Below are 12,868 nucleotides of genomic sequence, written 5' to 3'. Positions count from 1 at the left end.
GCAAGCCTCCTCGGGCAGTGAATGCGGCCCGGTCGGGCCGCAGCCTTGATGACGTGGCGATTTGCTATGATAGCTGAAATTCGTTCGCAACAGGCAGAGCCCATCTTTTATCTGACCATCCGGTCAGCCAATTGAAATGCAAGTGAAAAAGGAAAAGGCGGGGAAGACCCCGCCCATCCGGAAATAGCTCAGGGAACCGGCGTTTTTCGCCTCAGACCTTGTAGGTCGGATGGAACAGACCGCCCGGCGACACGGTGAAAACCTCGCACCCGGTTGCGGTCACCCCCACGCAATGTTCATATTGCGCCGACAGTTTCTTGTCGCGCGTCACGGCGGTCCAGTCGTCAGAAAGCACCTTGGTTTCAGGGCGCCCGAGATTGACCATCGGCTCGATGGTAAAGATCATGCCCTCTTCAAGAACCGCGCCCATGCCCGGACGACCGTAATGCAGAACATTCGGCGGCGCGTGGAACACCCGCCCCACGCCATGACCACAGAAATCGCGCACCACGGACATGCCCTGATGCTCGACATGATTCTGGATCGCATAACCGATGTCGCCAAAGGTATTGCCCGGCTTGACCGCCTCGATGCCCAGCATGAGACTGTCATAGGTCACCTGGATCAAACGCTCCGCCTGACGGCTCGGCTTGCCCGCGACATACATGCGCGAGCTGTCCCCGAACCAACCGTCCTTGACCACGGTGACGTCGATATTGAGGATATCCCCGTCTTTGAGAACATCGTCCTGACGCCGCTTTTCCGGGTCTTTCGAGATGGTTTCATCGCTGCTTTTCGGGATCGGCGCGCCAGGGATGCCATGGCACACCACATGGTTCACAGAGATGCAGGAGGCGTGTTTGTATCCGTTATAACCGATCGTCGCAGAGGTCGTACCCAGCTCGACCACACGACGATTGATGAAATCGTCCAGCTCCCCCGTGGTCACACCCGGCTTCACCAGTGGCGCAACTTCGTCGAGAATCTGCGCCGTAACCTGACAGGCCGCACGAATACCCGGAAAATCCGCGTCCTCGTAGATGCGAATTCCGTCTTTGGTGATGCGGCCGCGATGCGTCTCGTCCAAGAGTCCAACTCCTTTGTCTGATCCGGCTCATATAAGCCCTTGAAGGCGAAAGGGCCAGTGCCGGAAGGTTAAAGCGCGTGCACAGGGGTTGCGTCGAAAGTCACCGCCTCGGGTGTCGCCCGGATCGGAAAGATCATGACCTCGACCCCCGCCGCCTTTGCCATGCGCTCGGCCTCGGCATAGGTCGGATCAATGTCGGCGGCAGGGGCAAAGCGGGTGCAGTCGTCGCGGGACACCAGATAGAGCATCACGGCGCGGTCGCCCTCGGCCACCCGCGCGGCAAGCTCGCCCAGATGTTTCGCCCCGCGTGCGGTTCTGGCATCGGGAAATTCGGCAAGGCCGGGCTGGCGTGAGAGCGTCACGGATTTCACCTCGACCCAGATGTTCCGCCCGCCTTGGGCCACGAGGAAATCGGCCCGCGAGTTTTCGCCGTATTTCACCTCGGCCCGCACCTCGCCTTCGAGCCCGGGCACCTGCCCTGCCATCAAAGCTTCCTTCACCACACGGTTGGCGATGCCTGTATCGACCACCACCATCGCATCCGGCAACTCCACCAGGCGCAGCCCATATTTGAGTTTCTTCTTCGGATCGTCATTCGGTTCGACCCAAACGCGCATGCCGTCCTCCGCCAGCCCCATCATCGACCCGGGGTTCGGGCAATGCGCCGTGACCTCGCGCCCGTCCGGCAGACGGATGTCCGCGAGGAAGCGTTTGTACCGACGCAAAAGGGTGGCGGGGATCAGGTCCGATTGAAAGCGCATGGTCAGAGGCCTATACCGTTTGGGAAACAGTCTCAAGGAGACCGAGATGACCCGCACCGACAACCCCACCGCCGCCATTTTGATCATCGGGGACGAGATCCTTTCCGGTCGCACCCGGGATGCCAACATGTATCACCTCTCGGGCGAGCTGACGCGGGTGGGGATCGACCTCAAAGAAGCGCGGGTCGTGCCAGACGATGCGCCGATGATCGTCGCCACGGTGCGCGAGCTTGCGGGAAAATACACCCATGTGTTCACTTCCGGCGGCATCGGGCCGACCCATGACGACATCACAGCCGATTGCATCGCCGAGGCCTTTGGTCTCCATATCGACATCCGCGACGACGCCCGCGCGCTTTTGACCGCGCATTACGAAGGGCGCGGCGTCGAGTTCAACGAGGCTCGCATGCGCATGGCCCGCATCCCCGACGGTGCGACGCTGATTGAGAACCCGGTGTCGATTGCGCCCGGTTTTTCGGTCGAAAACGTGCATGTCATGGCCGGGGTGCCGAATATTTTCGAGGCGATGGTGGCGGGGCTTTTGCCGACGCTCACAGGCGGCAAGCCCCTGCTGTCGCAGAGCTATCGCATCGACCGCCCCGAAAGCGCCGTGGCCGAACCGCTTGGCATGCTGGCGAAGAAATATCCGGAGCTGTCGATGGGCTCCTACCCGTTCAACCGCAACGGCGCCTTTGGCACCAATATCGTGATCCGCGGTCAGGACGGCGCAGAGATCGAAGCCGCGCTGCTTGAACTTGCCGCGCTGTTTCCCGTCGACGCCTGATGGCCGATCCCGCCGCCCTCTTTGCCGCTTTCGAGACCACCTGGCCGCCTTTAACGCGCGAGGCGCTTGGCCCTTTAACCTATCGCGACGGGGCGGGAGGCGGCAGCCGGGTGTCGGCGGCCACGCTTGATGGGACGTTCTCGCCGGCGGCATTGGAGGCTGTCGAAACGCGGTTTGTCGCGGATGGTCGGGATGCCCTGTTCCAGATTCGCGACAGCGAAGAGGCGTTCGACGCAGAGCTGGAGAGACGCGGTTATCGCATGTTCGATCCGGTCGCCTGCCTGATCGCGCCGCTTGACGCCTTTCCCGCGTCGGACCCGAAAACCGGCTATGCCTGCTGGCCGCCAGTGGCGATTCAGCAAGAAATCTGGGCCGAAGGTGGGATTGGGCCTGCGCGGCTTGCGATCATGGAACGTGTCCCAAGCCCCAAATGCACCCTGCTCGGGCGCTTGGGCGATACGCCTGCGGGCACCGGATTCGTTGCGATCCATCAGGGTATCGCAGCCCTCCATGCGCTTGAAACCTCTGCTGCACACCGTCGCCAGGGCCTGGCCCGGGCGATGATGGCGCTCGCGGCCGATTGGGCCCGCGCACAGGGGGCAAACAGCCTCGCTCTGCAAGTTACCCGGGCCAACACCGGCGCTCTGGCTCTGTATTCTTCTCTTGGAATGCAGCAGGCGGGACAGTACCACTACCGCACGAAACCCCTTTCCGAGTTCCAATGATCCGCCCGATTTCATTCGCCTGTTTCCTCATCCTTGCTGGCGCGGCCTCGGCGCTCGACCTGCCCGGTGCGGCAAGCGAGACGGATCGGCGCGAGGAGTTCTCCTCCGCCCAGCCCTTCCCGAGCGGCGCGTTTCAGGGCACGGAAACGCCCCGGATCATGGCTGAGGGCGATATCGAACAGGTGGCCTACAAGCTCAACGGCACCTCGCTGACCAGCTACCAGATGATCGAACCGCTGCGCACCCAGCTTGAGCAGGACGGGTTCACGACGCTCTATGCCTGCGCCGACACAGAATGTGGCGGGTTCGACTTCCGCTATCTTCTCGACCTTCTGCCGGAGCCCGCGATGCATGTGGACCTCGGCGATTTTCAGTATCTCCTCAGCACCCATGCGGACGGGCGGTTCGTCTCCGTCCTGAGCAGCAAGGCACGGGATGCGGGCTACCTCCAGATCAGTACGGTGATCCCGTCTGACGCGCCCGAGGTCGAGTTGCACGCCCCCTCCGCGCCGGATGCGGGCGTGATGTCATCGACAAGCGAGGACCTGATTGCCCGGCTGGAAACCCGTGGGCGCGTGGTGCTGGAAGACCTGACGTTCGAGACCGGGGCCTCGAACCTCGGCGAAGGCCCCTTCGCCTCGCTGCGGCGCCTGTCCGAGTATCTGAAAACCCACCCCGAAGTGCGCATCGCCCTTGTCGGGCATACCGACACTGTCGGCGGGTTGGAGGGCAACACCGCGCTGTCGCGCAAGCGTGCCGAGGCGGTGCGACAGAGATTGATCCAGTCCTATGACATCGCCCCCGGCCAGCTCAGCGCCGAGGGCATCGGCTATCTCGCCCCGCGCACGTCGAACGCCACCGAGGAAGGTCGCGAAAAAAACAGAAGGGTCGAAGCGGTGATCGCCTCGACCCAGTAAAGGCTTTCGCCCTCTCTTCCACGAGAAGTCAGTCTACCACTTGTCCGGGCCTTTATCGGCAAAGGCATGGACGAGGAAGTCAATGAAGGCGCGCACCTTCGGCTGGGTGAACCGGCCCGGCGGGTAGACGGCGTAGATCCCCTGTGTTTCCGGCGGCAGATCGGGAATCGCCTCCTCGATCAGACCCTTTTCCATCGCATCGGCGTAGAGGAAGGAGGGCAGGTAGGCGATGCCGAGGCCGGAGATGCAGGCATTGAGCAGGGACTGCCCGTCATTCACCGTGAGCCAGCCTGCGGTACGGATCTGACGCTTTTCACCCGAGGGGGCGGTGAGTTTCCACACGGCACCATTGGCCTGATTGGAATAATGCAAAAGCTTGTGCTCGTTCAGATCGTCGATCTTCTGCGGGCGACCGTATTTCTCGAAATAGGCGGGGGCACCGACCATGCGCTTGGTAGTCTCGGTGAGCTTGCGGGCGCGCAGCGTGCTGTCTTCCAGTTCGCCGATGCGCACGGCCATATCGAAGCCTTCGGAAATCAGTTCGACATAGCGGTTGTTCAGCACCATGTTGACCTGAATGTCGGGGAATTCGGACAGGAATTCGCCCAGCACAGGGGAAAGATGGTTGACGCCGAAATCGGTGGCGACCGAAATACGCAACAGGCCCGAAGGCGCGGATTGCATCGAGGTCACGAGCGCATCGGCCTCTCCGGCATCGTTCAGGACCCGGCGCGCGCGGTCGTAATAGGCCAGACCGATCTCGGTCGGCGAGACCCGTCGCGTGGTACGATTCAGGAGACGGGCCCCCAGCCGGGCTTCAAGCGCAGAGACATGTTTGGAAACGGCGGACTTGGAAATCCCCATCTTCTTGGCTGCATCCGTGAAACCGCCCTGATCCACGACCGTGGCAAAGGCTTCCATTTCCGTCAGTCGGTCCATTTAATCTTACCTACAAATCTTGGCCCCTCAGGGGGATGTTATCCCTTCGAAATCGGGCAAGATTGGGGAAGATGGGGGACAATAGCATGGTCTCTCGGTGATCGTTTTGGGTCCGGAAACGCGGAAACAATCACGAGAGGCAGTGCATGTCCCGCCGAACGAGGCCTCCGGCGGGAGTATTTCTGCAACAAAGGAAACGGGTTAAAGGCTGGCTGCGAGGCGTGCGCCCTGGTCGATGGCACGTTTGGCGTCAAGCTCGGCGGCGACATCCGCGCCTCCGATGACATGGCAGGGTTTGCCCTGAGCCTCCAACGCTTCGGCAAGGCTGCGCTCCGAAAGCTGCCCGGCGCAGAGCACGATGGTATCGGCCTCGATCAGCTGCGGCGTGTCGTCCTTGGTGATCCAGAGCCCTTCCGGCGTAATCCTGTCGTAGCTGACGCCGCCCATCATTTTCACGCCCTTCATCTGAAGCGTGGCACGGTGAATCCAACCGGTGGTCTTGCCCAGACGCTTGCCCGGCTTTTCCGCCTTGCGCTGCAACAGCGTGACCGCGCGCGCAGGCGCCTCCGGTTTCGGTCCGTCGGGCGACAGCCCGCCGCGATCTTGCACCGGATCGGTGATGCCCCATTCGGCCTTCCAGTCGGCAAGGGTCAGCGTCGGGCTTTCGGAGGTGGTCAGGTACTCGGCCACATCGAATCCGATGCCCCCGGCCCCGATGACGACAACGCGCGGCCCCGCGGTAACGCGGCCCGTCAGGATGTCGATATAGCTCACGGTGTTGCCATGCTCATTCTGACCGGGGATTTCCGGATCGCGCGGGGCGACACCGGTGGCGATCACCACCTCGTCGAACGACGCGAGCATGTCGGGCCTGGCCTCTGTCCCGAGTTTCAATTCGATGCCGGAGGTCGTCACCATGGTTTTGAACCAGTCGACGAGGCCGAAGAACTCTTCCTTGCCGGGCACCTGTTTCGCCATGTTGAGTTGACCGCCAATCTCGCTCGCCTTGTCGAACAGCGTGACCTTGTGGCCGCGTTCAGTGGCGATGATGGCCGTCATGACACCGGCGGGACCGGCCCCGACCACCGCAACGGTTTTGACCACCTCCGCCGGAGCGTAGGTCAGATCGGTTTCATGGCAGGCGCGCGGATTGACAAGACAGGAGGTCAGCTTGCCGGAGAAAGTATGGTCCAGACAGGCCTGATTGCACGCAATGCAGGGCGCGATCTGATCTGCCTTCCCGGCCGCCGCTTTGACGACAAAGTCGGGATCGGCAAGGAACGGCCGCGCCATGGAAACCATGTCGGCACAGCCCTCGGCCAACACATCTTCGGCAACCTGCGGATGGTTGATGCGGTTCGAGGTGATGACGGGGATCGAGACCTCCCCCATCATGCGCCGGGTCACATCGGCGAAAGCCGCGCGCGGCACGGAAGTCGCGATCGTCGGAACGCGGGCCTCGTGCCAGCCGATCCCGGTGTTGAGGATCGTCGCTCCAGCTTTCTCGATTTCTTTGGCGAGTTGTACGACCTCCTCCCAGGTCGAGCCATTGGGCACCAGATCGATCATGGAAATCCGGTAGATCACGATGAACTCCGGCCCGACCGCCTCCCGCACGCGCTTCACCACTTCGATGGGAAAGCGCATCCGGTTTTCATAAGACCCGCCCCAGCGATCTTCGCGCCGGTTGGTATGAGTGACGAGGAACTGGTTGATCAGGTAGCCTTCTGACCCCATCACCTCGACGCCATCATACCCCGCCTCTTTGGCGCGGGCGGCGGCGGTGGCGTAGTCGGAAATCTGTTTCTCGATCCCCGCTTCGTCGAGTTCCGTGGGTTTGAACGGCGAGATCGGCGATTTGATCGCGGAGGGGGCAACACAGTTGGGGCCATAGGCATAGCGCCCGGCGTTGAGAATCTGCATCGCGATCTTGCCGCCCTCGGCATGAACACGCTCCGTCACCTTGCGGTGGTTTGCGATGTCCCGATCCGTAAACAGCCCCGCCGCACCGGGAAACACACCGCCTTCGACACTGGGGGCCATACCTCCGGTCACAATGATCCCCGCCCCACCACGGGCGCGGGTGGCGTAGAATTCGGCCACCGCCTCCCAGTCGCCCCGCTCCTCGAGCCCGGTGTGCATCGACCCCATCAAGGTCCGGTTGCGCAGAGTGGTAAAGCCGAGATCGAGCGGCGCAAGAAGATGCGGATAGTGGGTCATGTGACGGGCCTCCCTTTGCGCGCCAAAATGCGCAAGGGGGGGACGCATGTCACGCAAGACGCCGCGTCAGATCAGTTCGAGCCGGTCTCGATGCAATGGCGGCGGAAGGCGCGTTTGAGCATGTCGAGTTCCTGACGCAACAGATCCATCTCGGCACGGATGTCCTCGGCCAGCACATCCCCCGCCATCAGGGTCAGGGAATTGAGCACCCGACCGCTCTCGCGATCCGAGAAGACGAAGGTCTGGACACCGTCGTTCAACAATTCGGTGGGCACGGCGAAACGAAAGAACCACACACCTTCGCGCTCCGCATCCTCGCTCAGCGTATGGCCCTGCACCGGCTGGTCGAGATAGGTCACCTCGATCTCGGGCAGCGCGCCGACCGCCTCCGGCACATGCAATTCGCCTTCCCAAATCCCTGCCTGGAGCCGGGTTTTGACCAGTGTCACCTCATCCATGTCCGTTCTCCGTCAAAATCGGCGTCAAAGTTCCGCGCGCGGACGGCGCGAACAGGTCAGGTCCCGCAGGACGATCTGATTCATCTCCGGGCCTTCGAAAATGAGGTCGATCCAGAGCTTTTCCACCCGTTTCTCGTTGAGTTTCGTATAAGCCAGATCGAATTCGACATAGCCCTCGTCGGTATGCAGCGGCAGTTCGCGCACCACCTGCTCCATGTTCGGCCCGTGTTTCACGTTCAGCCGGGCAAAGATCTCGATGCCTTTTTCAAGGTCGATGGAATAGTCCATCCGCACGAGATGACGTTTACTGAGGCCGTGACAGGCCTCGTCCGGCAATTCCACCGAAAGCGACAGGAAGGAGCCATCGAACCGGAACACATCGAGGCGCAGACCGAAGGGAGCAAGGTCCTCTTCGGAGGTGTTGCGCACCTGACGATAGGTCAGTTCGGAGATCTGGCAGTCGTGATAAAGCGTCGCCTCGGACCCGATCAGCGTCTTGCTTGGCACCGCGGAGGCCCCCTTGAGCGGGATCGGCCCGCGCCAAAGCTCCGGGCGGTGCGACCAGTCGGTGTAGAGCGGCAATTGCATCGCATTCGACCCGATCAGCGGCAGTGCCAAGCGCCCGTCGGCCACGAAGAGAAACCGGTCGATCTCCCATCTGAGCCCACGCGCCTGTCCGCGCAACCGGCGCAGCGTCGGAAGCGACAGACCCTCGGCCATCGTCGCGCGTCGCGCCCAGCGCCGCGTGGCCAGCGCGTTGATCCGCGTTTCGATCATCTGCTTGAGTCGCCGCCGCATCGCGCAACCTTTTCCTGCTCTTCCGGGCCTTACTATGACCGACAAAGGTTTCCACTCAACAAACGCGGAAAAATTCCGCAGTTTGGTTCCATTTCAGCAACAGTTTCAGAGCTCAAGACGGGTTGCGGCGTTTCAGTTCGATGACGAAACGATCCAGCAGGGCACGCAACTGCCCCCCGGACATCGGTGCCTCGGCAAAGGGCGTGGCGGTTGCGGTGACAAGCCTACCGTCCAGAAGGAAAAGCGCGCGCCAATATTCCCGACCCTGCCCGCGCAGGGTCATCGGGGCGCTGTCGCGCACATGCAGGAGCACCATATCGCCCCGTGCCTCGCTTTCGATGAACTGCACGGTCTTGGCCGATCCGCTGCGCGACAAAGCGCGGCGTCCGGTCTCGGAGGCGAAATAGGCCTCATAGCTCGGCGGATCGAACTCTTCCGTCTCCGTCATCGGCGGAGCAACCGAGAGGGTCAGGACGGCCGTCTTACCCTTCAGGGCGGGATTGTTGCGCCCGCTCAGACCGGTGCAATTGCCCAGAAGCGCGAAGCTGCCCCTGGCGCTGTCGCGCACCGAAACCGGATCGACGCAATAGCCCGAGGGCCCTGCGACGCTCACCCCGCTGAGCGGCAAGGTGACGGCACGCACCGGACGGCGCGCCGGATCCACGGAGGTGCCAGTCGCCCCCATGTCCATCTCGCAGCCCGCAAGGCCGAGCATCACCCCCGCCGCAATCGCCACCTTCGCAACCGTTCTCGCCGGGCGCATCACCGATACCATGTCACTCTCCTCGCAGTCTGGCGTCGCCTATAGCGCGCGCTTCCGGCGCTTCCAAGTCAGGCGGGTTCACGGATCGGCGAGTTCCTGCGCGTTTCCGTCGCTTTCACACCGGGGCCGCGCATGCTACCTCTGCCCTGACATGACCGCGACGAGAGACAGCATGCCGCAACCGACACACCCCTACGCCCCGATCATCGCCTCCGCGATGCGCCGTCCCGAACTTTGGCGGGTGGGGATCACGCTTCTGGCCGGACTGGTGATCAGCGTGGTGGTCACACCGCTGTTCTATCTCGTCGTCGGACGCCTTGCGCCCTCTCTCATGCCCTTTCAGTTCGGCGCCAACGGCCCCATGGTCGGCACCACCCCGGGCGGCTTGTTCACCATCCTTGCGGGGTTTGCCCTTTTACTCGTGGGCGCGATCAAACTGGCCGAACGGCTGCACAGTCGGCACCTGCGCGATCTGACCGGCCCCGCCCCCGTCTTGCGCGCGCAGTTCTTCGTGACGCTCAAATGGATCGCGGGCTTCACCTTTCTCACCCTGCTTTTGCCCTGGGACGGCCCCACCGAGCCGGTCGCAAACCTGCCGGGCGGGATGTGGCTGTTCTGGATGCCCTTCGCGGTGCTGGGGCTGATGGTTCAGGTCACCGCCGAGGAGGTGTTCTTTCGCGGTTATCTGCAAAGCCAGATCGCCGGGGCCACGAACTCCTACGCGCTCGGTCTCACCGCCTCCGCCGTGCTCTTCGGGCTGTTGCATCTGAGCGGGACGAACGAAGGCATCGCAGCCCTGTTCCCCGTGCTCTGGGCCATTGGCTTTGGCGTGCTCGCAGGCGATCTGACCATGCGCTCGGGCACGCTCGGCCCGGCCATTGCGCTGCATTTTATGAACAACTTCACCGCCATGCTGTTTGCCCCGCAACAGGACATGATGTCGGGTTTCGGACTGTTCATGCAGACCGACAGCCCGGAAGTGCTCTATTCCGACCCGAAAGCGCTGGTCTTCCAAAGCCTCTTGCTGGTCGTCACATGGCTCGTGGCGCGGCTTGCGATCAGGCGTTGATTGCAATTCGTGACAGAGGAGCTTATCTGAGGCCCCAAGTAACGTAACGTCCAAAGGCGCACCCATGAACTGGATCTCGAACTACGTCCGCCCGAAGATCAACTCGCTCTTCTCGAAACACGACACGCCGGACAATCTTTGGACGAAATGCCCGGAATGCGGCACCATGCTGTTTCACCGCGAGCTGGCCGAGAACCAGAACGTCTGCACCAATTGCGACCATCACATGCACATCACGCCGCGTGCGCGGTTCAAGGCGATGTTCGATGGCGGCATTTTCTCCGAGGTCAAGGTTCCCGAACCGATTGAAGACCCTCTGAAATTCCGCGATCAAAAGAAATACCCCGACCGCATGAAAGCGGCGCAGAAGTCGACGGGCGAGAAAGAAGCCATGCTGGTCGCCGAGGGTGAGATCGGGCGCACGCCGGTCGTCGCTGCGGCGCAGGATTTCTCATTCATGGGGGGCTCCATGGGCATGTATGTCGGCAACGCCTTCATCAAGGGGGTCGAGCGCGCGATTGAGCTGAAACGTCCGTTCATCATGTTCTCCGCCGCCGGTGGTGCCCGGATGCAGGAGGGGATTCTCTCGCTCATGCAAATGCCGCGCACCACAGTGGCGATCGAAATGCTGAAAGAGGCGGGTCTCCCCTATATCGTCGTCCTGACCCACCCGACCACGGGCGGTGTGACGGCCTCCTATGCGATGCTGGGCGATGTGCAGATCGCCGAACCCAACGCGCTGATCTGTTTCGCCGGTCCCCGCGTGATCGAACAGACGATCCGCGAGAAACTGCCAGAAGGCTTCCAGCGCGCCGAATATCTTCTCGATCACGGCATGCTCGACCGCGTGACGCATCGCATGAAGATGAAGGACGAGCTGGTGACTATCCTGCGCATGCTGGGCAACCTGCCGCCCGCCGTGGCCGGAGACCTTCCGGCTCCCGCGCCGGAAGACAAAGGCGCTGCGCCGAAAATCGCCCCAGAGGCCGCAGTTCAGGCCAAAGTTTCCGCGAAGGACGCGAAAAAGTGACCACCCAGAATTCCGACGTCATCCTCGAGAGGCTGATGTCCCTGCATCCCAAGGTCATCGACCTTGTGCTCGACCGTGTCTGGCGCCTGCTCGATGCCCTCGATCATCCGGAGCGCAAATTGCCGCCGGTGATCCATATCGCGGGCACCAACGGCAAAGGCTCGACCCAAGCGATGATCCGTGCAGGATTAGAGGCCGCAGGCAAGACGGTTCATGCCTACACTTCGCCGCATCTGGCGCGGTTTCATGAGCGTATCCGCCTGGCGGGCGAGCTGATTTCCGAGCCTGACCTGATGGCCGTGCTCGAAGAGTGCGAACGCGCCAATGGCGGCGAACCGATCACCTATTTCGAGATCACCACCGTGGCCGGCATCCTCGCCATGTCGCGCGTGCCTGCGGATTACACCCTGTTGGAAGTGGGCCTCGGCGGGCGCCTCGACGCAACCAATGTCGTTGAGTCGCCTGCGCTGTCGATCATCACGCCGATTTCCATCGACCACACGCAATTCCTCGGCGAAACGCTCACCGCGATTGCCACGGAGAAGGCCGGGATCATCAAGCGCGGTGTGCCCTGTGTCGTCGGACCGCAACCGGACGAGGCTTTGGACGTGATCGAAGCCACCGCCGCCCGTCTCGGCGCGCCTCTCCTGCGCCACGGACAGGAATGGCATGTCTGGGAAGAACGCGGGCGTCTGATTTTCCAGGATGAAACCGGACTCCGCGACCTTCCGATGCCGCATCTGATCGGCCAGCATCAGGTTCACAACGCCGGGGCCGCCCTCGCAGCGCTGCGGCACATGGGCTATGACGACACCGCGCTCGAGGCCGCCATGACAGAGGCCTTCTGGCCCGCCCGCATGCAACGTCTCAAGACCGGGCCGCTCACGGACGCCGCCCCTGACGCAGAGCTCTGGCTCGATGGCGGTCACAATCCCGCGGCAGGGGAGGCGCTGGCGCTGGCGCTCGACACTTTGCCGGAACGTCCGACCTACATGGTTTGCGGCATGCTCAACACCAAGGACATCGCGGGCTATCTGCGTCCCTTGCAACGGCACGCCAGGGAACTCATCGCCGTGTCGATCCCGGAGGCGCAAGCCACCCTGCCCGCCTCAGAGACCGCGGCAGTGGCCCGGGCCGAAGGGTTCGATGCCATGGAAGCCGACAGCGTTCCCGACGCCGTTGCGCAGATCGTCGCCGCGCATCCGCAGGCCCGCATCCTGATCTGTGGCTCGCTTTATCTCGCGGGACACATCTTGCAGACCAACGGCTAGACGAACAGACCCTGTGCGCCTGCGCGGGTTTTCCCGCCCCGGGCCC

At 62.6% G+C, this 12,868-nt stretch carries 13 protein-coding genes; 6 read left to right on the top strand and 7 right to left on the bottom strand.

What is annotated here, in order from left to right; genetic code table 11:
- Nucleotides 1-211: 211 nt before the first annotated feature.
- Nucleotides 212-1,087, bottom strand: coding sequence for a type I methionyl aminopeptidase (gene map, locus CEW89_RS14440; protein ID WP_066707783.1), 876 nt, complete (start codon nt 1,085-1,087; stop codon nt 212-214).
- 68 nt (nt 1,088-1,155) lie between these two features.
- On the bottom strand, nt 1,156-1,848 hold the full coding sequence (gene sfsA, locus CEW89_RS14435; RefSeq protein WP_096806370.1) for a DNA/RNA nuclease SfsA: 693 nt from the start codon (nt 1,846-1,848) through the stop codon (nt 1,156-1,158).
- A 46-nt stretch (nt 1,849-1,894) separates the two neighbouring features.
- Here sfsA and CEW89_RS14430 point away from each other — a divergent pair, with 46 nt between their 5' ends.
- From CEW89_RS14430 to CEW89_RS14420, 3 genes are read left to right on the top strand one after another with little or no spacing between them, the layout of a single operon-like run.
- The gene (locus CEW89_RS14430) at nt 1,895-2,632 is read left to right on the top strand and encodes a competence/damage-inducible protein A (protein WP_096806369.1); all 738 of its coding nucleotides are present in this window, start codon (nt 1,895-1,897) and stop codon (nt 2,630-2,632) included.
- Nucleotides 2,632-3,357, top strand: a complete 726-nt coding sequence (locus tag CEW89_RS14425) for a GNAT family N-acetyltransferase (protein ID WP_096806368.1) — start codon at nt 2,632-2,634, stop codon at nt 3,355-3,357. Before CEW89_RS14430 ends, CEW89_RS14425 begins: the two co-directional genes overlap by 1 nt.
- On the top strand, nt 3,354-4,274 hold the full coding sequence (locus CEW89_RS14420; protein ID WP_066707766.1) for an OmpA family protein: 921 nt from the start codon (nt 3,354-3,356) through the stop codon (nt 4,272-4,274). Before CEW89_RS14425 ends, CEW89_RS14420 begins: the two co-directional genes overlap by 4 nt.
- Nucleotides 4,275-4,307: 33 nt before the next feature.
- On the opposite strand, the gene CEW89_RS14415 is transcribed toward CEW89_RS14420, so the two are convergent.
- From CEW89_RS14415 to CEW89_RS14395, 5 genes are all read right to left on the bottom strand, one after another.
- The gene (locus CEW89_RS14415) at nt 4,308-5,213 is read right to left on the bottom strand and encodes a LysR family transcriptional regulator (protein WP_066707764.1); all 906 of its coding nucleotides are present in this window, start codon (nt 5,211-5,213) and stop codon (nt 4,308-4,310) included.
- A 201-nt stretch (nt 5,214-5,414) separates the two neighbouring features.
- Nucleotides 5,415-7,433 (bottom strand): NADPH-dependent 2,4-dienoyl-CoA reductase, encoded by a 2,019-nt coding sequence (locus CEW89_RS14410; RefSeq protein WP_096806367.1) that lies wholly within the window; start codon nt 7,431-7,433, stop codon nt 5,415-5,417.
- 71 nt (nt 7,434-7,504) lie between these two features.
- On the bottom strand, nt 7,505-7,891 hold the full coding sequence (locus tag CEW89_RS14405; protein WP_096806366.1) for a hypothetical protein: 387 nt from the start codon (nt 7,889-7,891) through the stop codon (nt 7,505-7,507).
- A 24-nt stretch (nt 7,892-7,915) separates the two neighbouring features.
- Nucleotides 7,916-8,689, bottom strand: coding sequence for a DUF6478 family protein (locus tag CEW89_RS14400; RefSeq protein WP_096806365.1), 774 nt, complete (start codon nt 8,687-8,689; stop codon nt 7,916-7,918).
- A gap of 112 nt (nt 8,690-8,801) precedes the next feature.
- Nucleotides 8,802-9,464, bottom strand: a complete 663-nt coding sequence (locus CEW89_RS14395) for a hypothetical protein (protein ID WP_157779871.1) — start codon at nt 9,462-9,464, stop codon at nt 8,802-8,804.
- Nucleotides 9,465-9,624: 160 nt separating this feature from the next.
- Between CEW89_RS14395 and CEW89_RS14390 the strand changes: the two genes are divergently transcribed.
- The 3 genes from CEW89_RS14390 (at nt 9,625) to CEW89_RS14380 (ending at nt 12,822) form a co-directional block, all read left to right on the top strand.
- Nucleotides 9,625-10,521, top strand: a complete 897-nt coding sequence (locus CEW89_RS14390; RefSeq protein ID WP_157779870.1) for a CPBP family intramembrane glutamic endopeptidase — start codon at nt 9,625-9,627, stop codon at nt 10,519-10,521.
- A 64-nt stretch (nt 10,522-10,585) separates the two neighbouring features.
- The gene (gene accD, locus CEW89_RS14385) at nt 10,586-11,551 is read left to right on the top strand and encodes an acetyl-CoA carboxylase, carboxyltransferase subunit beta (protein WP_096806362.1); all 966 of its coding nucleotides are present in this window, start codon (nt 10,586-10,588) and stop codon (nt 11,549-11,551) included.
- Nucleotides 11,548-12,822, top strand: coding sequence for a bifunctional folylpolyglutamate synthase/dihydrofolate synthase (locus tag CEW89_RS14380; protein ID WP_244906078.1), 1,275 nt, complete (start codon nt 11,548-11,550; stop codon nt 12,820-12,822). Before accD ends, CEW89_RS14380 begins: the two co-directional genes overlap by 4 nt.
- The last annotated feature ends 46 nt before the right edge of the window (nt 12,823-12,868 follow it).

This window comes from Celeribacter ethanolicus (assembly GCF_002407265.1).
GTDB classification, from domain to species: domain Bacteria; phylum Pseudomonadota; class Alphaproteobacteria; order Rhodobacterales; family Rhodobacteraceae; genus Celeribacter; species Celeribacter ethanolicus.
This window is presented reverse-complemented; position numbering and strand designations above follow the sequence as displayed.

Bases quoted from the DNA above. Each gene is read 5' to 3' on its own strand.
- sfsA (WP_096806370.1), bottom strand. From the start codon at position 1,848: ATGCGCTTTCAATCGGACCTGATCCCCGCCACCCTTTTGCGTCGGTAC.
- CEW89_RS14430 (WP_096806369.1), top strand. From the start codon at position 1,895: ATGACCCGCACCGACAACCCCACCGCCGCCATTTTGATCATCGGGGAC.
- CEW89_RS14425 (WP_096806368.1), top strand. From the start codon at position 2,632: ATGGCCGATCCCGCCGCCCTCTTTGCCGCTTTCGAGACCACCTGGCCG.
- CEW89_RS14420 (WP_066707766.1), top strand. From the start codon at position 3,354: ATGATCCGCCCGATTTCATTCGCCTGTTTCCTCATCCTTGCTGGCGCG.
- CEW89_RS14415 (WP_066707764.1), bottom strand. From the start codon at position 5,213: ATGGACCGACTGACGGAAATGGAAGCCTTTGCCACGGTCGTGGATCAG.
- CEW89_RS14410 (WP_096806367.1), bottom strand. From the start codon at position 7,433: ATGACCCACTATCCGCATCTTCTTGCGCCGCTCGATCTCGGCTTTACC.
- CEW89_RS14405 (WP_096806366.1), bottom strand. From the start codon at position 7,891: ATGGATGAGGTGACACTGGTCAAAACCCGGCTCCAGGCAGGGATTTGG.
- CEW89_RS14400 (WP_096806365.1), bottom strand. From the start codon at position 8,689: ATGCGGCGGCGACTCAAGCAGATGATCGAAACGCGGATCAACGCGCTG.
- CEW89_RS14395 (WP_157779871.1), bottom strand. From the start codon at position 9,464: ATGGTATCGGTGATGCGCCCGGCGAGAACGGTTGCGAAGGTGGCGATT.
- CEW89_RS14390 (WP_157779870.1), top strand. From the start codon at position 9,625: ATGCCGCAACCGACACACCCCTACGCCCCGATCATCGCCTCCGCGATG.
- accD (WP_096806362.1), top strand. From the start codon at position 10,586: ATGAACTGGATCTCGAACTACGTCCGCCCGAAGATCAACTCGCTCTTC.